The sequence below is a fragment of the Wenyingzhuangia aestuarii genome (assembly GCF_011927765.1).
GTDB classification, from domain to species: domain Bacteria; phylum Bacteroidota; class Bacteroidia; order Flavobacteriales; family Flavobacteriaceae; genus Wenyingzhuangia; species Wenyingzhuangia aestuarii.
Genome location: NZ_JAATJG010000011.1, coordinates 1 through 23,455 on the forward strand (window position 1 = coordinate 1; position 23,455 = coordinate 23,455).

The 23,455-nt window shown below is 32.9% G+C and carries 20 protein-coding genes; 15 read left to right on the plus strand and 5 right to left on the minus strand.

Annotation, left to right across the window (positions count from 1 at the left end):
- Positions 1-254: 254 nt before the first annotated feature.
- Both GGR97_RS10935 and GGR97_RS10940 read right to left on the minus strand, forming a co-directional pair.
- A complete protein-coding gene (locus GGR97_RS10935; RefSeq protein ID WP_167898562.1) occupies positions 255-1,157 on the minus strand; it encodes a DUF72 domain-containing protein in 903 nt (300 codons plus the stop codon).
- A 122-nt stretch (positions 1,158-1,279) separates the two neighbouring features.
- Positions 1,280-1,621, minus strand: a complete 342-nt coding sequence (locus tag GGR97_RS10940; protein ID WP_167898563.1) for a cupin domain-containing protein — start codon at positions 1,619-1,621, stop codon at positions 1,280-1,282.
- 63 nt (positions 1,622-1,684) lie between these two features.
- On the opposite strand from GGR97_RS10940, the gene GGR97_RS10945 reads away from it, so the two are divergent.
- The 3 genes from GGR97_RS10945 to GGR97_RS10955 are packed head-to-tail and all read left to right on the plus strand — an operon-like array spanning position 1,685 to position 4,138.
- Positions 1,685-2,950, plus strand: a complete 1,266-nt coding sequence (locus GGR97_RS10945; protein WP_167898564.1) for a Y-family DNA polymerase — start codon at positions 1,685-1,687, stop codon at positions 2,948-2,950.
- A complete protein-coding gene (locus GGR97_RS10950; RefSeq protein ID WP_167898565.1) occupies positions 2,950-3,372 on the plus strand; it encodes a LexA family protein in 423 nt (140 codons plus the stop codon). The genes GGR97_RS10945 and GGR97_RS10950 overlap by 1 nt, the downstream gene beginning before the upstream one ends.
- A gap of 1 nt (position 3,373) precedes the next feature.
- Positions 3,374-4,138: an arginine deiminase-related protein gene (locus GGR97_RS10955; RefSeq protein ID WP_167898566.1), complete on the plus strand. Its 765-nt coding sequence runs from the start codon at positions 3,374-3,376 to the stop codon at positions 4,136-4,138.
- Positions 4,139-4,176: 38 nt separating this feature from the next.
- Here GGR97_RS10955 and GGR97_RS10960 read toward each other — a convergent pair whose 3' ends face one another.
- Positions 4,177-6,738 carry an ATP-dependent Clp protease ATP-binding subunit gene (locus tag GGR97_RS10960; protein ID WP_167898567.1) on the minus strand — a complete coding sequence of 854 codons (2,562 nt, stop codon included), beginning with the start codon at positions 6,736-6,738 and terminating at the stop codon, positions 4,177-4,179.
- A 290-nt stretch (positions 6,739-7,028) separates the two neighbouring features.
- Between GGR97_RS10960 and gyrA the strand changes: the two genes are divergently transcribed.
- The 12 genes from gyrA (at position 7,029) to ureG (ending at position 21,850) form a co-directional block, all read left to right on the plus strand.
- Positions 7,029-9,548: a DNA gyrase subunit A gene (gene gyrA / locus GGR97_RS10965; RefSeq protein ID WP_167898568.1), complete on the plus strand. Its 2,520-nt coding sequence runs from the start codon at positions 7,029-7,031 to the stop codon at positions 9,546-9,548.
- An 11-nt stretch (positions 9,549-9,559) separates the two neighbouring features.
- Positions 9,560-10,780: a tetratricopeptide repeat protein gene (locus GGR97_RS10970; protein WP_167898569.1), complete on the plus strand. Its 1,221-nt coding sequence runs from the start codon at positions 9,560-9,562 to the stop codon at positions 10,778-10,780.
- A gap of 364 nt (positions 10,781-11,144) precedes the next feature.
- Positions 11,145-12,416 carry a hypothetical protein gene (locus tag GGR97_RS10975; RefSeq protein ID WP_167898570.1) on the plus strand — a complete coding sequence of 424 codons (1,272 nt, stop codon included), beginning with the start codon at positions 11,145-11,147 and terminating at the stop codon, positions 12,414-12,416.
- 24 nt (positions 12,417-12,440) lie between these two features.
- The gene (gene urtA, locus GGR97_RS10980) at positions 12,441-13,703 is read left to right on the plus strand and encodes an urea ABC transporter substrate-binding protein (protein ID WP_209272362.1); all 1,263 of its coding nucleotides are present in this window, start codon (positions 12,441-12,443) and stop codon (positions 13,701-13,703) included.
- A gap of 81 nt (positions 13,704-13,784) precedes the next feature.
- Positions 13,785-15,398, plus strand: coding sequence for an urea ABC transporter permease subunit UrtB (gene urtB, locus GGR97_RS15260; RefSeq protein WP_209272363.1), 1,614 nt, complete (start codon positions 13,785-13,787; stop codon positions 15,396-15,398).
- Positions 15,399-15,418: 20 nt separating this feature from the next.
- A complete protein-coding gene (gene urtC, locus GGR97_RS10990) occupies positions 15,419-16,474 on the plus strand; it encodes an urea ABC transporter permease subunit UrtC (RefSeq protein ID WP_167898571.1) in 1,056 nt (351 codons plus the stop codon).
- 12 nt (positions 16,475-16,486) lie between these two features.
- On the plus strand, positions 16,487-17,245 hold the full coding sequence (gene urtD, locus GGR97_RS10995; RefSeq protein WP_167898572.1) for an urea ABC transporter ATP-binding protein UrtD: 759 nt from the start codon (positions 16,487-16,489) through the stop codon (positions 17,243-17,245).
- A gap of 11 nt (positions 17,246-17,256) precedes the next feature.
- Complete coding sequence (gene urtE / locus GGR97_RS11000) at positions 17,257-17,976, plus strand: urea ABC transporter ATP-binding subunit UrtE (protein WP_209272364.1); 720 nt, start codon at positions 17,257-17,259, stop codon at positions 17,974-17,976.
- 34 nt (positions 17,977-18,010) lie between these two features.
- Positions 18,011-18,754 carry an urease subunit gamma gene (ureA, locus tag GGR97_RS11005; RefSeq protein WP_167898573.1) on the plus strand — a complete coding sequence of 248 codons (744 nt, stop codon included), beginning with the start codon at positions 18,011-18,013 and terminating at the stop codon, positions 18,752-18,754.
- Between the two features lie 6 nt (positions 18,755-18,760).
- Positions 18,761-20,467, plus strand: a complete 1,707-nt coding sequence (gene ureC / locus GGR97_RS11010) for an urease subunit alpha (protein WP_167898574.1) — start codon at positions 18,761-18,763, stop codon at positions 20,465-20,467.
- On the plus strand, positions 20,467-21,135 hold the full coding sequence (locus tag GGR97_RS11015; protein WP_167898575.1) for an urease accessory protein UreF: 669 nt from the start codon (positions 20,467-20,469) through the stop codon (positions 21,133-21,135). The genes ureC and GGR97_RS11015 overlap by 1 nt, the downstream gene beginning before the upstream one ends.
- 4 nt (positions 21,136-21,139) lie before the next feature.
- Positions 21,140-21,850, plus strand: coding sequence for an urease accessory protein UreG (gene ureG, locus GGR97_RS11020; RefSeq protein ID WP_167898576.1), 711 nt, complete (start codon positions 21,140-21,142; stop codon positions 21,848-21,850).
- A gap of 57 nt (positions 21,851-21,907) precedes the next feature.
- On the opposite strand, the gene GGR97_RS11025 is transcribed toward ureG, so the two are convergent.
- Both GGR97_RS11025 and GGR97_RS11030 read right to left on the minus strand, forming a co-directional pair.
- The gene (locus GGR97_RS11025) at positions 21,908-22,576 is read right to left on the minus strand and encodes an urease accessory protein UreH domain-containing protein (protein ID WP_167898577.1); all 669 of its coding nucleotides are present in this window, start codon (positions 22,574-22,576) and stop codon (positions 21,908-21,910) included.
- 3 nt (positions 22,577-22,579) lie between these two features.
- Positions 22,580-23,416, minus strand: a complete 837-nt coding sequence (locus GGR97_RS11030) for an urease accessory protein UreD (protein ID WP_167898578.1) — start codon at positions 23,414-23,416, stop codon at positions 22,580-22,582.
- Between the last annotated feature and the right edge of the window lie 39 nt (positions 23,417-23,455).

Here is a 23,455-nt window from a genome sequence, read left to right on the forward strand (position 1 = left end):
AGCGAGCATACATCTCGACTCAGCTCGATGATCTTAGAGTGATAATTGGTTGTTAGGAGAGTTATAAATTTATATTGTTTGGGTTCTGTGTTAAATATGTTACTATATAAGTGAGTATATATATCGACTTCGCTCGATGACCTTAGGTTGTATCTTAAAGATTACTAAAAGTAATTGAATTGTTTTAAGTTATTACCTAATGAAATTACATAAGTTAGATTATGATTTATGAAATAGGAGCTAATTAAAATACTTTAGAATAAAGTTTGCTGTAGATTTTGAATATCTTGAATGGTTTGAGGAACTTTTAAGTTGAGTTTTAATTTTGTATTGAGCTTTTTGATAAAGTAAGCAGAAAGTAATACAGATTCAATTTCTATATTTTGATGAATAAAAAAGGCTATGGATTTTATTCCGTTATTTGCCCATGTTTCTATTCGTTCTATCCAACTATCTAATCTTTTATAATCTGAAGGATGATTAGCTCCTACAAAGCGAATAAATACATTTTGATTGGTTAGACTCATGTGTAGTAAATCTCTTCTTCCTGCAGTATCTGTTATAATGTTACTGATGTTATTTTGAGTATACAAATGGTATAATTTTTTTGCATGATTAGGGTTGTTAAACCAATCTGTATGACGAAGTTCTACAGCTAAAGGAATTGTTGTAGGCCAACTACTTATAAAATCTTCTAAATAATTAAATTCTGTAGGGCTAAAATCTTGATGCATTTGAAGAAAAATAGCTCCTAGTTTGTTTTTTAAGACAACGGCATTATTTAGAAAAGCTTCTGTAATTGGGTATGCTTTTGAATCTAAGCGATTGTAGTGTGATATGTCTTGTGTTAGTTTAGGATAGAACTTAAAATTTTTAGGTGTTTTTTTAGCCCATTTTATAAATTGTTCTTGTGGATATAAGTTGTAGAAAGTTGCATTAAGTTCTATGCTGTTGAATTGTGAACTGTAATATGCTAATTCGTCTTTGGTTCCTTTGGGGTAGAATCCTTTTAAATCTTGTTTATTCCATTTGGCACAACCTATAGAAAATTCAGTTTTACCTAGATAGGATGTATCAAACACATTTTGTGTATTTGGATGGTCTTTTGGAAGATAAAAATTTATAGTTTCTGGATTGGGAACTTTTCCGAATTGCATGGTATAAGTTTTTTTGCATTAGTGATTGACTGGCCTGTTTGAGCTCTTTTAAATGCTAAAAGGAGTTTGGCATTTAAAAAGCGAGTAAGGAAAGCACGACCCTTTAGGGGAATGCCCCAAAATTAAGAATCAACAGCGATTCCAAAATAGATTACTTCTACATCTTCTTTATAGTTATTTTGCTGTTCGTGTATTTCTTTAGGTTCTATGGTGATGCAATCTCCTACGGTTGCGGTGACTTTTTTGTTATTAATAATGAAATCTATAGTACCTTTTTGAATGTAAAAGACTTCGTACATGGTGTTGTGCTGATGAGCAGTTACTTTTTGACTAGGTTTAAAGGTTGCTGAGCCAAACATCATAAGGTTTGGGATGCTTTCTTTATGAATAAATACTTTTTTAAGAATATCAGTATGATGACTTGTTGGTATTTTGGGAAGTGAATTTGTGTTTGTAAACTTCATAAACTTAATTTTGAGTTAAATATAATGCATGATGATTACATAGTTTTGATTTACTTTTACAAGATGTATGGAATTGTAGATTGTAATAGTTTTTATGCATCGTGCGAACGTGCTTTTAGACCAGAATTAAAAGGAAAACCTATTGTGGTTTTGTCTAACAACGATGGTTGTGTAATTGCGCGTAGTAGTGAGGTAAAACAGTTTAAGGATATTCCTATGGGGGCTGTTGCGTTTAAATATCAGCAAAAATTTAAGCAGCATGGAGTTCATGTGTTTTCATCTAATTACGCTTTGTATGGAGATATGAGTTCTAGAGTGATGACTATTGTTAATAAATATGTTGATGAGTTGGAACCTTATTCTATTGATGAGGCTTTTTTTAAGTTGAACAATAAAACGTTTGAAGAAGCAGAGTTGATAGGACATAAAATTCAGCAAGAAATTTTACGTCAGTTGGGTTTACCAGTTAGTGTAGGAATTGCAAAGAGTAAAGCTTTGGCAAAAATTGCAAACAATATTGTAAAAATATACCCTGTACAGACAAAAAGTGTGTATTGTATAGGAACGGAAGAGCAACGGATAAAGGCTTTAAAGTGGACTAATATTGGAGATGTTTGGGGAATTGGTAGAAGATTGGGAAAACAATTACAAGCCATGGGAATTTATAAAGCTTATGGTTATACTTTATTAACGGATACGTTGGTTCGTTCTAGGTTTTCTGTAGTGGGTTTGCGATTGAAACACGATTTGGAGGGAAAGCCAACAATTTGTTTGGAAAAAGGATTGGATGAGGATAGAAAAATGATTGCGGTAACCCGTAGTTTTCCAAATGTGTTGTCTGATTTAAATGAAATAGAAGAACGTATAGCTACCTTTGCCAACAGTGCTGCCGAAAAGTTACGTAAACAGCAAGGAGAGTGTGCTGCTGCTTATCTTTTTTTACAATCTAACAGGTTTGGTAAGGAGTATGTAAAATTGGGAGCTATGGTTCCTTTTGGTTTTGCAACCAGTTCTAGTATTACTATTACTAAAATGGTTTTACAAAAATTAAGAGAGATTTATAGAAATGATTGTTCTTATAAAAAAGGAGGAGTTGTATTGGTTTCTATTACAAATAATACGAGTCATCAAACAAGAATGTTTGCAGATGAAAATCCGAAACATCAATTATTGATGCATACTATGGATGCTTTGAATGAAAAATTAGGGAAAGGAAAATTAAAGTTGGCAAATCAAGATATTGCAAAAACTTGGAAAATGAGGCAAGAGCATTTATCGCCTAATTACACAACAAAATTGAGTGATATTATTACCGTAAACTGTAGATGATGAATTTAACGTTTTATAGATATGAAAAAGGAGTTTTTGTAAAACTTCCTTTTATTGAGGAGGGAATAAAAGCCGGATTTCCATCTCCAGCTGCAGATTTTGAAGGAAAGCGAATTTCTTTAGACAAAGAGTTGATAAAGAATGAAACGGCTACGTTTTTTGCCAAAGTTGATGGAGATTCTATGCAAGATGCCGGAATGGCAAATGGAGATTTGTTAGTGGTTGATAGAAGTTTGGAGCCTCAAGATGGTAAAGTAGCAGTTTGTATGTTAGATGGAGAGTTTACTGTAAAACGATTAAAGGTAACTAAAGAGGGTGTTTTTTTGGTGCCTGAAAATAAGCAGTTTTCTGAAATAAAAGTAGAAGAAGATCAAGAATTGGTAATTTGGGGAATTGTAACCTATGTAATTAAAAAAATATAAGATGGTATTAATAGACTTTAGAGAGTGGTCTTTTGGTAATTTGGGTTATTTACCCAATGCTCAGAAAGAATTATTGCAAAGAGAGTTTAATGCTTTAACAAAAACAGCAACTTTTAAAGTGGTTAATTTAGGAGGTGTACAGCCTTTTAGTTTGTCTAGTTTGTTTTTTGAAAATGTAGAAACTATTGCTGTATCTCCTTTAAAAAATATATCACAATTTTATGAGTGTATTGATATTGTATTAGCAGCTAAAAATAAAGAGGTAATTGATTATACGGAAGCTGCAGAGGAAGAAGTTTATTTTTATGGACAGAATAGTTTAGTGAGTCATTTAGCATCCGAAATTGCTTTGTGTGGAATTAATGAACTTACTGATGAATCTTTGTTTGAAGAATATTGTGAAGATTTTGAGTTTACTCCTTTTAGTTTTGAGTTATCCAATGAGTTATTAACAAGTGATGTTGCTTTGTTTGTAGAGGATACTTTGTTGATTTGTTTAGAATTTATAAGAGATAAAAAGACAAAAAAAGATTTATTCTCGTTGTTAAAATCTAATCAAATAAAAGTAATTACAGTTACTAAAGATCAGGTTGAAAAAGGTGTATTGAATATAAAATTTGTTGAAAAGGTATTGTTGATGAGTAAACAGACAAATGGTTTGCTTACAACTGATCAAAAAGAGCAATTAACTAATTTTAAAACAGAAATAGTTGAGCTTCCGTTTTTGGACAAAGCAGGAGTGAAATTAAGAGACATTATAGCATAAAAAAAGGATGAACTTTTAAAAGTTCATCCTTTTTTTATTTATTCTTTGATTTCAGAATTTTCTTTATGATCTATTCTAATGGTCAATTCTTGTTTTTCTTTATCCAAATCCATATGAATGGTATCACCATCGGTTAGGTTTGTATTTACAATTTCTTCGGCTAAGGCATCTTCAATATACTTTTGAATAGCTCTTTTTAAAGGTCTTGCTCCGTACTTTTTATCAAATCCTTTGTCTGCTATATAATCTTTGGCTTCATCGCTTAGCGCTAAAGTATATCCTAATCCTTTAATACGATTGGTTAATTTAGCCAACTCAATATCAATAATTTTATGAATATCCTCTCTTTCTAAAGCATTGAATAAAATTACATCATCAATTCTGTTTAAGAATTCAGGAGCAAAAGATTTCTTTAAAGCACCTTCAATCACACTTTTAATATGGTCATTGGTTTGTGCTTTTTTAGAAGCTGTACCAAAACCAACACCTGCACCAAAGTCTTTTACTTGACGAGCACCAATGTTAGAAGTCATGATAATGATGGTATTTCTAAAATCAATTTTTCTACCTAAACTATCGGTCACATATCCATCATCTAAAATTTGTAACAACATGTTAAAAACATCAGGATGTGCTTTTTCAATCTCATCTAATAAAATAATAGAATAAGGTTTTCTTCTAACTTTTTCTGTTAACTGTCCACCTTCTTCATAACCAACATAACCAGGAGGTGCTCCTACCAATCTAGAAATAGCAAACTTTTCCATGTATTCACTCATGTCAATACGAATTAACGCATCGTCAGAATCAAACATTTCTGTAGCCAATATTTTAGCTAGCTGTGTTTTACCAACCCCTGTTTGTCCTAAAAAGATAAATGAACCAATAGGCTTGTTAGGATCTTTTAAACCAACTCTGTTACGCTGAATAGCTTTAATAACTTTAGCAACCGCTTCATCTTGACCAATTACTTTTCCTTTAATAGTAGCAGGTAAATCTTTTAGCTTGTTACTTTCTGCTTCTGCAACTCTGTTTACTGGAATTCCAGTCATCATAGAAACTACTTCTGCAACATTATCTTCGGTAACCGTTTCTCTATTTGCTTTAGCGGCTTCTTCCCATTGCTGTTGTGCAGAAGCTAATGCTGATTCTAAGTTTTTTTCGTCGTCACGTAATTTAGCAGCTTCTTCGTATTTTTGACCGTTTACAGCTTTTGTTTTCTCTTTTTTAATTTTTTCAAGTTCCGCTTCTAACTTAATAATCTGCTTAGGAACTACAATGTTTGTAATGTGAATTCTAGATCCAGCTTCATCCAAAGCATCAATTGCTTTGTCTGGTAAAAAACGATCTGTCATGTAACGGTTCGTTAATCTAACACAGGCTACAATAGCTTCGTCTGTAAACGTAACGTTGTGATGATCTTCATACTTACCTTTAATATTGTGTAATATTTGAATGGTTTCTTCTTCAGAAGTAGGTTCCACAATTACTTTTTGGAAACGTCTTTCTAAGGCTCCATCTTTTTCAATATTTTGACGATATTCATCTAAGGTAGTGGCACCAATACATTGAATTTCACCTCTAGCCAAAGCAGGTTTTAACATGTTAGATGCATCTAAAGAGCCTGTAGCTCCTCCTGCACCTACAATGGTGTGAATTTCATCAATAAACAAAATAATATCTTCGTTTTTTTCTAGTTCGTTCATCAAAGCTTTCATGCGCTCTTCAAACTGACCACGGTATTTTGTGCCAGCAACTAAACTTGCTAAATCTAACGATACAACTCTTTTGTTGAATAAAATTCTAGAAACTTTACGCTGAACAATTCTTAAAGCTAATCCTTCTGCAATGGCAGATTTACCAACTCCAGGCTCTCCAATTAACATTGGATTGTTTTTTTTACGTCTACTTAAAATTTGAGAAACACGTTCTATTTCTTCATTACGTCCTACAACAGGATCTAATTTGTCAGCTTCTGCTAAAAAGGTTAAATCGCGACCAAAATTATCTAAAACAGGAGTTTTAGATTTTTTATTTTGATTTCCTGATGATGGTTGACTTCTTTCAAAAGAACCTGTATTTCCTCCAGAAAAATCCTGAGAACTTTCGTTGGTAGGTTGTTCAAAAGTATCTTCTATTTCTTCTTCCCCTTCATCACCCTGACTTAATTGCTTGTATAACGATTTTACATCGTTGTACGTAATGTGTAGTTTATCCAAAATTTTAGTAATTGGGTCGTTATCGTTTCGTAAAATACACAACAATAATAAGGCAGTATCTACCGTAGTACTATTGTATAATCTAGCTTCTAAAAATGTTGATTTTAAAGCTTTTTCTGCTTGTTTGGTCAGGTGAAGATTTTTTCTTTCTCCTGCAGGGACTGGTAAGCTAGAAATAGGATGTAAAGTTTCTACCTTGTGTTTTAAATACTCAAGATTTACATCTAATGCAATAAGCATGTCGTTTGCTTTGCTAGCTTGATTTCTAATAATACCAAGCACTAAGTGCTCTGTACCAATAAAGTCATGACCTAGTCTGATAGCCTCTTCCTTACTGAAACCAATCACATCTTTTACTTCTTGTGAGAAATTATCATCCATATGCTCTCGTTTTAAGATTAGGTTCTACGTAAATTTAGTAGATTTTTTTTACATAAATTACAAATAACCTGCCATTGTTGGGGGTAGTCATTTTGTCTTGTTTTCAATTATTTGTTTTTCAGCGCTTTAGTTGTTAAATATGTTGTTAAAACATATACGAATAAAGTGCTTCTGCAGTTTTGTATGTTGATAACTTATGCCTAAATTACAAAGCTGTAGCGCTTGTGAAATCGATGAAAAGATGTAAATTGCTATGTTGATAATATAAATATAACTTAAGAATAATATACATGATTGAAGGAGAAAAGCTGATTCCGATTAATATAGAAGAGCAGATGAAATCTGCTTATATTGATTACTCAATGTCTGTAATTGTGTCACGTGCCTTGCCAGATGTTAGAGATGGATTAAAGCCTGTACATAGACGTGTGCTTTTTGGTATGCATGAGTTGGGTATTAAATCTACCGGATCTTATAAAAAGTCTGCAAGAGTCGTAGGAGAAGTATTAGGAAAGTATCACCCACACGGAGATACATCAGTATATGATTCCATGGTACGTATGGCTCAAGATTGGAGTGTGCGTTATATGATGGTTGACGGTCAGGGGAACTTTGGTTCTGTAGATGGTGATAGTCCGGCAGCAATGCGTTATACGGAGGTACGTATGCAGAAAATATCTGAAGAAATGTTGTCAGATATTGAAAAGGAGACTATTGATTATAGATTAAACTTTGATGATACTTTAAACGAACCAACTGTTTTACCAACCCGTATTCCAAACTTATTGGTAAACGGAGCTTCTGGTATTGCAGTAGGTATGGCTACTAACATGGCACCTCATAACTTAACAGAGGTAATTAGTGGTATTACTGCTTATATAGAAAATAGAGATATTGATATTGATGGTTTGATGGAATACATCAAAGCACCAGATTTTCCTACAGGAGGAACTATTTACGGGTATGAAGGTGTAAAAGATGCTTTTCATACAGGTAGAGGAAAAATTGTAATGCGTGCAAAAGCTACTTTTGAAGAAGTAAAAGGTAGAGATTGTATTATTGTTACCGAAATTCCTTATTTGGTGAACAAAGCAGAAATGATTAAGAAAACTGCTGAGTTAGTTAACGAGAAAAAATTAGAAGGAATTGCTAATATTCGTGATGAATCTGACCGTAAGGGAATGAGAGTTGTGTATATTTTAAAGAAAGATGCTATTCCAAATATTGTTTTAAACAAATTATACAAATACACTTCTTTACAAACTTCTTTTAGTGTAAACAACATTGCTTTGGTAAAAGGAAGACCAGAAATGTTAAACTTAAAAGATTTAATTCATCATTTTGTTGAGCATAGACATGAAGTTGTAACTCGTAGAACAGAGTTTGATTTAAAGAAAGCAGAAGCTAGAGCTCATATTTTAGAAGGATTAATTATTGCATCAGATAATATTGATGAAGTAATTGCTATTATTAGAGGTTCTAAAAACGGTGATGAAGCTCGTGAAAAATTAATGGCTCGTTTTGAATTAACAGAAATTCAAGCAAAGGCTATTGTAGAAATGCGTTTACGTCAGTTAACAGGACTAGAGCAAGATAAATTGCGTTCTGAGTATGACGAAATTATGTTGTTGATTACAGATTTAAAGGATATTTTGGCAAATGAGCCAAGAAGAATGGAGATTATTAAGAACGAATTATTAGCTATAAAAGAAAAATATGGTGATGAAAGACGTTCTGTAATTGAGTATGCAGGTGGAGATATGAGAATTGAGGATATGATTCCTGATTCTAAAGTAGTAGTAACTATTTCTCATGCAGGATACGTTAAACGTACTCCGTTGTCTGAATACAAAACACAAAACAGAGGTGGAAAAGGTCAAAAAGGAGTCGCAACTAGAAATGAAGATTTCTTAGAGCACTTATTTGTTGGAACCAACCATCAATATATGATGTTTTTTACGCAAAAAGGAAAAGTATTCTGGATGCGTGTGTACGAAATTCCAGAAGGAACTAAGGTTTCTAAAGGTAGAGCACTACAAAACTTAATCAACATAGAAAATGATGATAAAGTAAAAGCTTTCTTAGTAACTCAAGATTTGAAAGACGAAGAATACATTAATAGTCACTATGTGATTATGGCTACTAAAAAAGGTCAGGTTAAAAAGACTTCTTTAGAGCAATATTCTAGACCTAGAACAAACGGAGTTCAAGCCATTACCATTAAAGATGATGATGAACTGTTAGAAGCTAAATTAACCAACGGAACTAGTCAGGTAATGTTGGCAGTTAAGTCTGGTAAAACCATTCGTTTTGAAGAAGAGAAAACAAGACCAATGGGTAGAACTGCATCTGGAGTAAGAGGAATTACACTTGCAGATGAGAATGATGAAGTTGTTGGTATGATTGCTGTAGATGATATGGAAAGTGACATTTTAGTTGTTTCTGAAAGAGGATATGGTAAACGATCTAGTTTAGAAGATTATCGTATAACAAACAGAGGTGGTAAAGGGGTTAAAACTTTAAATATTTCTGAAAAAACAGGACAGTTAGTTGCTATTAAGAATGTAACAAACGAAGATGATTTAATGATTATTAACAAATCAGGAATCACAATTCGTATGGATGTAGAGCAACTACGTGTAATGGGTAGAGCAACTCAAGGAGTTAAGTTAATTAATATTAACGATAATGATTCTATTGCGGCTGTAGCTAAAGTGATGAAGGATGATGAAGAGGTAGAAGACGATGTAGAAACTGGAGATGTTATTGAAAGTGCTGCTGAAGATATTACTGAAACTAACCAAGAATAAATAAATAATAGATGAAAAGAGTATTAACAATTGCCTTAGGGCTTGCGGTTTCTTTTTCTGCTTTGGCACAAAAAAAGGAATTAAAAAAGGCAGAGAAATTAATAAACTCAGCTAAGTATAATGATGCTTACAAAGCTTTAAAAGCTGTTGAAGATCAGGCAAAAGGAACAGAGTTTGAATCTTATTTGTATTTCCTTTATGGAAAAAATGCTTTTGGAAAGCAAAACAAAAAGAATTTTCCAAACGCAGCTAAATTTTTTAACAAGGTTTTAGATGTAGAACTGGGGGTAGAGAAGGCAAAATACTCTGATAAGTCTCTTAGTTATTTAAAAATTATTAATGACCATTACTTTACAACTATAGCAAGTGCGTTGGCTAAAAATAATTTTAATAGTGCAGGAAGTACCTATGAAGCCTATTCTAAAATTTATCCTGAACGTAGAGATTTAATGGTACTTACTTTGTATAGTTATCAGAATGCTAAAAACAGAGATAAGGTGGCTGAGATTACTGAAAAGTTATTAAAGTTAGATAAAGATAAATTCTCTTACAATGCAACTAATAAGTATACTAAAAGAGAGGATGAGTTTTTTAAGAAGTCTGAGAGAGACAAAGCTGTGAAACAAAACACACACAACAATCCTAAAGATGTAAAAATTGATCCTAAAACAAGAATTGATTATTATAATGTTTTGGTAAGCGCTTACGATAAAAAAGGAGAGGATCAAAAATCTTTGGCTTTATTAAATCAAGCAAAAAAAGAATTTCCTGGAGAAGTTAAATTTGTAGAAGATTACTCAACTATTGTTTTTAAGACAGGAGATAAAAAAGCTTATATAGCTGCTTTAGAAGACTTATCTGAATTAAAGCCAGAGAGTAGAGATTTATGGATTAACTTGGGAATTGTAAATCAAGAGTTAGGAAGTAAAGAAGAGGCTATTAAAGCGTATGATAAAGCTATTGAGGTTGATTCAACTTATGCAGGAGCATATATTAATAAAGGTTTGTTAATTATGTCGGAAGAACAAGCAATTGTAGATGAATTAAATAAAAATCTTAAGAATAGAAAAAAGCATACTGAAATTAGTGAGAAGTTAAATGCAATGTATTTAAACGCAATACCTGCATTTGAAAAAGCTTATGCATTAAAACCTTCTGATGGTATTAAAGGAGCATTGATTAACTTGTACAATGCAACAGAGCAAAAAGAAAAAGCAGATGCTTTAAAGTAGCTTTTTTATAAAATGTAAAAAGCCCAATCGTAATGATTGGGCTTTTTTTTTGTTCTTTATTTTTTGATTAAAATTTATTTATAAGGATGTTTTAGAGGTTGTATCAAATTAGAAGTACTTAATGTTTAATTTTTTTTAAGTAAATATTACTCTTACTTAGGTATTTGTACTTAAAGGTAATAGTAAATGTTTTTTAGCAGTTTTTTATATGGTTTACATGGGTTTTATTTATGTTTTAATCACTTTTTGATAAAAAAGTTACGGTTGGTTTCAATAAATTTATAGATTTGCATACGTAAGTAATTTACGTATCCGGAGCGCTATACTTACGTATGTGAAATAATCAACACTTAACTATAAACTTATGAAAACGTTAAACTCATTATTAATTGGAATTGGGATTTTTACTACTTCCGTGACTATGGCAGAAAGTCCAATCAAAATGAACTCAACAGTGAGTTATCAAAATCCACCAAAAGAAACATTGATGGATACCATTAAAAAAGAAGAGGTCTTTAAACCTTCTATTCATGTAGGAGGAATTATCCACATGTTTGCAGGAGCTGAGCAAAAAGGATATGCTTTTGGAGGAAATCCAGCATCACCAGATGCAAGTGAATGGAGTTCTGATTTTACAGTCTATAGAGGTAGAGTTTTAATAGGAGCTCAATTATCTAAAAAAGGTAATTTCTTTATGGAAACCGAATTGACAACGTTTGTGAATGGAGCAAATAACGGAGGGAGTAAAAGCATTAGAGTAACTCCTATGATTTTAGACGCACAGTACGAGCATGTCTTTAGCGATCAGTTTTCTGTAATTGGAGGTTTGCAATTAGTGTCTCATAACAGAAATGGGTTGCAAGGTGCAGCAGGTTTAATGGCTAATGATTTTACGTATTATCAATATCCGTATAATTTACATCCAGATAGTCCGCTTCAAAACAATTTAGGTCGTGATTTAGGGGTGAATTTTAGAGGTTTCTTGGCTAATGAAAAATTAGAATATCGTTTAGGATTCTTTTCTGGTAGAACTTCTTTTACAGGAACAGATGAATCTCCTTTAAGAACCGTAGGTAGATTGGTATATAACGTGTTTGATAAAGACAAATCGTTCTATTATTCAGGAACCAACTTAGGAAATGGTAAAACATTATCTATTGGTGCGGGTGTAGATACCCAGGGTAGTTATACTGCAATTGGTGGAGATGTATTTTTAGATATGCCTGCTGGAGATTTAGGATCTATTACTTTAAATGGTGCGTACTCTTATTTAACAGGAGGTAACGATTTAACAGATAAGTATACGTTTGCAGATATGATTCCTACACAAGGGACTCAATATTTAGAGTTAGGGTATTACTTTAAAGACACAAAGTTACAACCTTGGATTCGTTATGAAAAACAAGATATGAATTCAGAAGATCAACAAACTGGAGCACTTTCTACAAGTGATTTTGATAAATATAACACCACAACAGTTTTAGGAGGAGGATTAAACTACTGGTTTAATGGATACAATACCAACTTAAGATTGTCATATACATCTACAACCAAAACATTTCAAGATGTAAGTTTGAACGATCAAACAAAAACATACGGTCAGCTTTGGCTACAAGTACAATTATTTATTTTTTAACAAGAAAACTAAAATAACAATCATATGAAAAATTTAAAATTTAAAAATAGAAATTTCTTAGCTCTAGCAGTATTTGCTGTAGCAATGCTGTTTACAAGTTGTGGACCTAAAAAAGAAAAGAGCACAGAAAAAGCTGCCGAAACTAGTGAAACTATAAAGGTTGGGATTTTACACTCGTTAAGTGGAACCATGGCAATTTCAGAAGTATCTTTAAAAGATGTGGTGTTAATGGCTATTGATGAAATTAACGAAGCAGGAGGAGTTTTAGGAAAAAAATTAGAACCTGTAATTGTAGATCCAGCATCAGACTGGGATTTGTTTGCAGAAAAAGCAAAAGAATTGTTAACTAAAGACAAGGTAGATGTAACTTTTGGATGTTGGACATCTGTATCTCGTAAATCTGTTTTACCTGTTTACGAAGAGTACAAAGGATTGTTATTTTACCCTGTACAGTACGAAGGTCAAGAACAGTCGCCAAACATTATTTATACAGGAGCAACACCAAATCAACAATTGATTCCTGCTGCAGAATATTTAATGAGCGAAGATGGAGGAAGCTATAAAAAATTCTATTTAATAGGTACCGATTATGTATTCCCTCGTACGGCTAACAAAATTTTAAAGAATTTCTTATTAGCTCAAGGAGTTCCTGCTGAAAATATTATAGAAGAATACACTCCTTTTCATCATCAAGATTACCAAACTATTGTATCTAAAATTAAAAGATTTGCTTCTTCTGGAGATGCATGTGTGTTAAGTACAGTAAACGGAGATAGTAATGTTCCTTTTTACAAAGAATTTGCAAATCAAGGATTGTCTGCAACTACTTGTCCAATTATGGCTTTTTCTGTAGCAGAAGATGAATTAAGAGCGATGGATACAGAGTTTTTAGTAGGACACTTAGCAGCGTGGAATTATTATGAATCTATTAAAACAGCAGAAAACTACAAGTTTGTAGAAAAGTTTAAAAATTACTGTGAAAAGAATGGTTTACCAGGAGGTAAAGATCGTGTTACAGATGATCCAATTCACTGGTCTTATGCAGGAGTTTACTTATACAAAGCTGCTTTAGAAAAAGCACAAAGTACAGATGTAGAAAAAGTAATAGCAGCATTGTCTGGTTTAAAATTAGATGTTCCAGGTGGAGAAGTTCAAATGCATGAATCTAATCATCACTTATCTAAACCAGTATTGATTGGTGAAATTAGAGCTGATGGTCAATTTGACATCATTTCTGAATCTAAAGGATTGGTTATTCCAGAGCCTTTTAGTCAGTATGCTAAGTAAATAAACAGTTAAAACCAATCAGTTTATTTTAATATATAGCTGATTGGTTTTTCTTTTTTGGAGAATTATAACAGAAGAAATATGAAGAATAAAATTTCCATTTTTGTTGCATTTTTAATGGTGGTGATAGGATGGACTCAAGAAGTTGAGTCTTACAGCATACCGTTAGATACATGTGTAAATGTTCTTTTACACAAAGATGCAACCCGATTAAAAGAAGTTGCTACTTGTTTAGTAACAAATGATGATATAGCTACCTACCCATTAATTTCAGCTATTGTAGATAAAAGGTTGTTTGTCTACAAAGGAACTGCGGTTACAAAATTTCCTGGAGATACTTTGTATTATTCTGTTTATCCAAAATTGGAAACCATAAGTGTTCAACAAGAAAAACTATCAGAAGTAAATTTTCCAAGAAGCATTAGAACCAAATTTAATGTACTATCCAAAAAGGTAAACTTAGTACATCCAAATAAAAGTGTTCGAGAAATGTCGTTTAGAAGTTTTAAAACTACAGGTGTTTTAAGTGATGTTGATTTTTTAACTTCTCTTAAAATAAATGAAGAAGAAGAAGAGGTTTTGTTAGCTGCAGATGAAGCTATTTATAGTATTTGGTTACATAGTAACAATGCAGCTTTACAAAACAAAGTACTAAGCGAGCTAGAAGAAAACATGAATGTACATATGTTAGATCCTCTTTTGGATTATGTAGCATTAAAGGAAAACACAAATGTAGAAGGAAAAGAAAGAGCTAAAAAAATAATAGAAAATATTGAATCAAGAGAAAAAACAATCAATGTTATTCAGAATTTATTTAGCGGTATTAGTTTAGGTAGTATTTTATTATTGGTGGCTTTAGGGCTTTCTATTATTTATGGTTTAGGAGGAGTTATTAATATGAGTCACGGTGAATTTGTAATGATTGGTGCTTACACAGCTTTTAGTGTACAACAATTTTTTATTGGGTTTTTACCAGAATCGTGGTTCGATTTATTTTTCTGGGCATCTTTACCCTTGTCCTTCGTCGTTTCAGGATGTTTTGGATTGTTGGTAGAAAAATTAGTCATCCGTCATTTATACAGTAGACCTCTAGAAAGTTTATTAGGAACTTGGGGAGTTAGTTTAATTCTAATTCAGTTGGCTAGAACCATTTTTGGTGATGTTACAGCGGTTAAAAGTCCAGAAATTTTATCAGGAGGAATTAATGTAACTCAAGGTTTAATGTTGCCATACAACAGGTTGTTCATCATCGGACTAACATTAGTAATGGTATTGCTTACTTATTTTGTGTTTTTCAAATCAAAATTAGGTTTAAAAATTAGAGCGGTAACTCAAAACAGAGACATGAGTGCTAGTTTGGGAGTTTCTGTAAAAAGAATAGATTCTTTAACCTTTTTCTTAGGTTCTGGTTTGGCAGGTGTTGCAGGTTGTGCTATGACTTTAATAGGAAACGTAGTACCTAACATGGGGCAAACCTATATTGTAGATTCCTTTTTAGTAGTAGTTGTTGGAGGGGTTGGTAAATTAATAGGAACTATTATTTCTGCATTAGGATTGGGAGTTCTGTCTAAAGTTTTTGAATTCTTTTACGAAGCAGTGTATGGTAAAGTAATTTTATTGCTAATCATTTTCTTCTTCTTACAGTACAAGCCTAAAGGGTTGTTTCCAGACAAAGGAAGACATAGTGATGATTAATTTTTAAAAAGGTAGAAAAGATGTTAAAAAATAAAATATATATAATTTTTATATTGGTGTTTGCCTTGCTAATGCCAATAGGATATTTCACAGGATTGGTTCCAATTAATACACTAACACTTTGGGGAAGATATTTTTGTTTAGCCATTGCCGCTTTAGGAGTGGATTTAATATGGGGCTATACAGGAATTTTAAGTATGACTCAAGCTTTGTTTTTTTGTATGGGAGCATACGGAATGGGAATGTACATGACCTTAAGTAATTTGCCAGAAGGACAGTTTTTACCAAGTTTTATGGTTTGGAATCAAGTAACAGAATTACCTTTCTTTTGGGTTCCTTTTGATAATTTTTCATACGCTTTGGTCTTATCAATTTTGGTTCCAGGAGTGTTTGCAGGAGTCTTAGGGTATTTCATTTTTAGAAAACGTATCAAAGGAGTTTATTTTGCCATTATTACCCAAGCTATTGCTTTGGCTATGTTTTTATTGTTTAGTAGAAATGAAACCATGCTAGGAGGAACCAATGGATTAACAGATTTTAAATTCTTTTTAGGATTCGATTTAAGAGATACTTCGGTGAAATTTGGTTTGTATATTCTTAGTCTATTGGCTTTAGGGTTAATCTATTGGTATTGTCATGGTTTGGTCAATTCAAAATTTGGAAAAGCATTGGTTGCTATTAGAGATAGTGAATCTAGAATGCGTTTTACCAAATACAAAGTAACCCATTATAGTGTAGCTATTTTTATGATTGGTGCTATGATTGCTGCTGTAGGAGGAATGTTGTACATGCCACAAACAGGAATTATTACTCCGGGTAGAATGGATGTTCAAGCTTCTATAGAAATGATTATTTGGGTAGCACTAGGAGGTAGAGGTAAGTTAAAAGGAGCTGTTGTTGGAGCCTTAGTTTTAAACTTAATGTACAGTGTGTTTACCACCGTGTTGCCAAGTTCTTGGTTGTATATTTTAGGAGGACTGTTTGTAATTACAGTATTGTATTTGCCTAAAGGAATTGTTGGTTTGGTAGATCAAATGAAAGAGAAGTTGAACAGTATGTTTGTAAAAACTGCATAAAAAGGAAAAGCAATGTTAGAAGTAAAAGATTTAAAAGTATCCTTTGGTGGTTTGGTTGCCTTAAACCTAGATACTTTCTCTATAAGAAAAAACGAATTAAGAGTAATTATTGGTCCTAACGGTGCTGGTAAATCTACTTTTATGGATATAGTTTGTGGAAAAACAAAACCACAACAAGGAAGCGTAAAGTTTAAAGGATTAGAATTGCTAGGTAGAAAAGAGGTAGAAATTGCCAAGTTGGGAGTGGGAAGAAAATTCCAAAAACCATCTATCTTTTCAGGATTAACCGTTTATGATAATTTGCTATTAGGATTAGATGGTCCTAAAGATGTATTCACTTCTTATTTTTATAAGCTAGCTTCTTATGATAAAGATAGAATTGTGGAAGTGGCAGAAAAAGTAGGTTTGATAGATGATTTAACTATGATTGCCGGAAGTTTATCGCACGGAAAAAAACAATGGTTAGAAATTGCCATTGTCATGTTACAAGATTCTGAATTAATGTTGATTGATGAACCTGCAGCAGGAATGTCTGATGTAGAAGCAGAAAAAACGGGGAACTTATTGTGTGATTTAAGTAAAAAACACAGCGTAATTGTAATAGAGCACGACATGAAGTTTGTGGAACAAATTGCCATAGAAAAAGTAAGTGTTTTGGTACGTGGTCAAATGTTAACAGAAGGAACTTTTCAAGAAGTAAGAAACAATCAAGAGGTGATAGATTGTTATTTAGGTAGTGCAAATTCTGCACAACAAAAAGCACATTCATAAAAATGCAATTCATGGAAAACACAAAAGAAACAATATTGTCTTTACAAAACGTTGAGGTATCTTATGGAGAAAGCCAAGTTTTGTGGGGGGTAGATTTAGAGGTAAAAAAAGGAACGATTACAACCATTATGGGACGTAACGGAGTAGGAAAATCTACCACGTTAAAAACCGTTATGGGATTGTTGGGAGAGGCTAAAGGAAGTATTTCTTTTCAAGGAAATGACATCAACAAAAAACAAACTTATAAAAGGGTAAGAAACGGAATTGGATACGTTCCACAAGGAAGAGAAATTTTACCAAAACTAACCGTTTACGAAAATTTACAAATAGGTTTAGAAGGGAGTTTAAACAAAAAAGCACAAATTCCAGAAGAAGAAATTTACACCATGTTCCCTATTTTAAAAGAATTTAGAAACCGTATGGGTGGAAATTTAAGTGGAGGACAACAACAGCAATTAGCCATTGCCAGAGCATTGTGCGGAGATCCTACTTTGTTGTTGTTAGATGAGCCAACCGAAGGAATTCAACCTTCTATTATTCAAGAAATTGGAGAGGTCTTAAAAATGTTGGTAAAAGACAAAGGGATGACCGTTTTGTTAGTAGAGCAAAAGTTTGATTTTGCGAAATACTTAACCGATTATTTTTATATTTTAGATAGAGGTAGAGTTATTAAAGAAGGAGCTTCTAAAGAAATAAATATGGATGAGTTAAGATCTTATCTATCAGTATAGTCCTTTCGTAAACATACAATCAAAGTAAAATCAAATGCATTTAAGTCCAAAAGAAATAGATAAGTTAATGCTCCACAATGCGGGGTTTTTAGCTCAAAAAAGATATGCTAGAGGTATTTTGTTAAATTATCCAGAAACCATTGCCTTAATCTCAGCTCAATTATTAGAGTTTATAAGAGAAGGAGTTTCGGTGGTAGAATTAATGGATAGAGGTAAAAAAATTCTAGGTTGTGATGATGTAATGCCAGGAGTAGAAAAAATGATTCACGATGTGCAAATAGAAGGAACTTTTCCTGATGGAACCAAGTTGGTTACCGTACACGAACCTATTTGTGATGAAAACTTAAATAACGATTGGGCTTTGTATGGTTCTGGTTTACAAAAAACAGGAACTAAAATAGCAATTGATAATGTAATAGATGCCAATCCTGGAGCAATAAAAGTTGGAGAAGGTGTTATCTTATTAAACGAAAACAGAAAAACCATTGAGTTGCATGTGGTAAATACAGGAGACAGACCTATACAAGTAGGTTCTCACTACAATTTTATTGATGTGAATTTGGCTTTGGAATTTGACAGGGCAGCAAGCATTGGTTACCGATTAAATATTCCTGCAGGAACGGCCATTCGTTTTGAGCCAGGAGAAACCAAAAGTGTGGAATTGGTAGAAATTAGCGGAAACAAAATTGTATACGGAGGAAATAACTTTGTAAACGGTTGTGTAGACAATGTTCCCGTAGCAACTATTATGGAACGAGTAAACAAACAAGCAAAATAAGAAATTATGGCAAAAGAAATTAGCAAGCAGGCTTATGCTGCAATGTTTGGGATTACCACAAATGACAAGTTAACCTTAGGAGATACAGGTTTAGAAATAGAGGTTGAAAAAGATTATACGGTTTATGGTGATGAATGTAAGTTTGGTGGAGGAAAAGTCTTAAGAGATGGAATGGGACAAGCTTCCAATGTCACTCGTAAAGATTGTTTAGATACCATTATTACTAATGCGCTAATTATAGATTACTCAGGAATTATAAAAGCAGATATCGGTATTAAAGACGGATATATTGTAGCCATTGGTAAAGGAGGAAATCCTCATATCATGCCCAATGTTCATCCTGATATGATTGTAGGGCCAAGTACAGAGGTGATTGCATCCGAAGGGTTAATTGTAACCGCTGGAGGAATTGATGCACACATCCATTACATCTGTCCGCAACAAATAGAAGAAGCTTTGGCTTCTGGAGTTACCACTTTTATTGGTGGAGGAACAGGACCTGCAACAGGAACCAATGCAACTACGTGTACACCTGGGGCTTTTCATATAGAATTTATGTTAAAAGCTACGGATGAGTTTCCGATGAACTTTGGTTTTCTAGGAAAAGGAAATACATCGCACCCAGAAGCAATTGTAGAACAAATTAAAGCAGGTGCTTGTGGATTAAAATTACACGAAGATTGGGGGTCTACTCCAGCTGCTATAGACAATTGTTTGTCTGTTGCAGAAGAAATGGATGTTCAGGTGTGTATCCATACAGATACGTTAAACGAAAGTGGATTTGTAGAAGCTTCTAAAGATGCTTTTAAAGGAAGAACCATTCATACCTATCATACCGAAGGTGCAGGAGGTGGTCATGCTCCAGATATTATTATGTTGTGTGGAGAAGAAAATGTATTGCCATCCTCTACCAATCCAACAAGGCCATTTACGGTAAATACCATTGATGAGCATTTAGATATGTTAATGGTTTGTCATCACTTAGATAAAAATATTCCAGAAGATGTGGCTTTTGCCGAAAGTAGAATTAGAGAAGAAACCATTGCATCCGAAGATATTTTACACGATTTAGGAGCTTTGTCTATTGTTTCTTCAGATTCTCAAGCCATGGGAAGAGTGGGAGAAGTAATTTGTAGAACTTGGCAAACGGCCTCTAAAATGAAAGAACAAAGAGGACGATTAGAAACCGATTCTGAAAACGATAATTTAAGAGTAAAGAGATATATTTCTAAATACACCATCAATCCAGCTATTGCTCACGGAATTTCACATGTAGTAGGTTCTGTTGAGGTTGGGAAATTGGCAGATTTGGTATTGTGGAAACCTCAGTTTTTTGGAGCTAAAACGGAAATTATTGTCAAAGGAGGAACTATTGTACAAGCTCAAATGGGAGATGCCAATGCATCAATTCCAACACCAGGTCCTTTGTATTCTAGGCCTATGTTTGGTGCAAAAGGAAATGCAGTTGGACAAACTTCTTTTGTAATGGTAGCCAATAGTGCTGTAGAAACCGTTGAGAATTACAACATTTCTAAAAAAGTAGTGGCTATTAAAAACTGTAGAAATATTGGGAAAAAAGACATGAAACATAATGATTGTATTCCAAATATTTCAGTAGATCCAGAAACGTATAAAGTAACGGTAGATGGTCATCATTTAACTTGTGAACCAGCAACTAAAGTTCCTTTGGCACAATTGTATAATTTGTTTTAATGGAAAAAAATAACAACTATCATTTGTATCAAATTTTACATTTTGCAGATTCGGCTTTCCCTATTGGGGGATTTGCTTATTCTAACGGAATGGAATATGCCGTGAAATCTCAAATCATCAATACTGTAGAGGAATTAATACAGTATTTAAAGTCATATATAGATCAAATGTATGCGTTTGATTTGGCTTTTGTAAAACAAGCATGTACTGTTAAAACCTTTGAAGAATTAGAGTTGCTATCTGATGATTACAATGTCATGTTGTTAAATCCTGCACTAAAAAAAGCAGGAATGGTATTAGGTAAAAACTGGTTGTCTATATTGGTAAATTTGTTTGAGGTGCCTAATTTAGATTGGTACAAAAAAATAGATACAGACTTTCATATTGTATTTGCAGCTTCTCTAGGAAGTTTGGGTTTTTCGGCTCAAGAAATCTGTGAGTTGTTTGTGTTTATGAATGTGAGAGATCAATTAAGTGTGGTGGTAAGATTAGGTACATTGGGACCCACAAAATCACATCAAATACAAAAAGAATTATTAAGTTATGTGGCTACAGAATACAACATGTCTTCTATTCCAGAAGTAAAAAATGCTTGCAAGAATGCGTACATGTTAGAATTGTGTCAGTTGTCACATCAATATTTATATACAAAACTATTTCAAAATTAATTTTATGAAAATTTACGAAGAGATCTTACATCACAAAGAAACTTGGGAAAACCCTGGTTTTTTCTCTAACAGAGAATTACAGGTAGAAAATAGAGATTTTAAAAAAAGAGCCTTTACCGTAGGTATTGGAGGACCTGTAGGAACAGGAAAAACAGCGTTGTTGCTTAAAATTTGTCAGATGTTGTCTGATAAAATGAAGATAGCAGCCGTTACCAATGATATTTTTACCAAAGAGGATGCTGAGTTTTTAACAAGAAACAAAGCTTTAGAAGCGGATAAAATTGTTGGGGTAGAAACAGGTGGGTGTCCACATGCTGCCATTAGAGAAGATGTTTCTGGAAATTTAAATGCTTTAGAAGAATTGATGACTAAGTTTCCTGATACAGAAATTTTGTTTGTAGAAAGTGGAGGAGATAATTTAGCGGCTCACTTTAGTAAAGAATTAGTTGATTTTTCTATTTATGTAATTGATGTTTCTGGAGGTGATAAAATTCCTAGAAAAGGAGGGCCAGGAATTACACAAGCAGATTTATTAGTGATTAATAAAATTGATATTGCAGAATTGGTACATGCAGATTTAAATGTAATGGATAGAGATTCTAAAAAAATGCGTGGAGATGGACCTTTTGTGTTCGCAAAAGCTTACGAAGGATATAATGTAGATGTGATTATAAATCACGTTTTACATGCAAGAAAACATGCTTTAGAAGATTAGCATAAAGAATTTTCATGATAAAGGGGAGAACTGTAAGGGTTCTCCTTTTTTGTTTTGTTACAGTCCTAAAAAAATGATGGAGATTCCACAAGTTAACAAGGTAATTCCTACCAATACATTGCTGTATTTGTGTATGTTTTTAAAAGGAATTTTTACTGTTAAAAAAGACAAAGGCAATACCACTGCTAACATAGTTAGTAAGGTGGCAATGCTAAAGGTAACAGAAACCAATAAAATAGCGGTGCTGTTTTCATGAGCAGCAGGATACATCAGCATTGGAATTAATACTTCGCAAGGACCAAAAACAAAAATTAAAAATAAAGACCAAGGAGATATTTTTCTATCGCTGTTCTTACGGGTTAAAAACTTAGGCAATTTATGTGTGTGTGGTTTCTGATATGTGATCCTTTTTATAATTCCAAAAATTAGATAAAGGGCTCCAATAATAATAAACAACCAACCAGCAATATCTCCTCGTTGACTTTCTAAAAATTCAATTTTAGACAATCCAACTCCAAAAATAATTCCAATAATTCCAATAAGAATAGAGCTAGAAACGTGTCCTAATCCACACATAAGTGTAACAGAAGATGTTTTTTTTAAAGTCCATCCTTTAGATTTTGCCATTACTACAAAAGGAACGTAATGATCGGGTCCTGTAAGGGTGTGTATAACACCAATAGAAATAGCTGTGCTTAGTAGTATTTGTAGTTCGGGAGTAATCATGTTTTAATATTTTCTTTCGTAGGGGTTAAAGTTTAGTTGTTCTTTGTCTAGAAAAATGGTTCCAATTTCTTTCACAAATTTCCAGAGAATTAAGGTTTCTGTAGCCGAGGCTCTAAGAATGTGTAAATTGGGGTTTATAGTATCTGTCGAAACTACAAAAGTTGGTTGAGGTTTACTTTCTGTGCTTAGCCATTTTTCTACAATATTTTTGCAATGGTTTAGTACAGTCAAAGCTCTTTCTGTATTTCCAATCATATATAAATTTATAAATGTAGTGTGATTGGCTAATATACCCGGTGAGCTACAGTTGTTTTTTTTAGGACTTAAAGAAAATTTATCTAAAAGAATTCTTTTACTGTTATAAACAACTTCTGCTTCAGAATAAAAATAATCAAACTCTAAATTTTCGTTGCTTTTTACTCTCCCTACGCTTACCCAATCTAACAACACAAAACTACTTTCATTAGCTAAATTACATGTTAAATATTGTTTTAAATTGCTGTCTTTTTGTAAAACTAAAGGGTCGTTTAGTATAAAAAAACGGGCATTATCTTTTATGTTTATTTCTTGATGAATGGCACAAGTTCTTCCGTCTTCCGATTTGTAAACCCTATTATTTGCTTGCGATGTTAATACACAGGTAGTATTTGCATTTGCTTCAATATTTATTTTTACATGATCTCCTTGTACAAAGCCTCCACCGTAATTAGTAGTAGTTAAATGGCAATTGGTTTCGTGAGATTTTGGGGTTAGTATTTTAATCGGTTTCTGATTGCGAATGGTAGTCGCTCTAGTAATTCCTTGTATGTTTTTTAGTACAATTTGGGTGCAATCATTCATTATACGTACGTAATTTTGTCCAAATATAAAGAATACCAA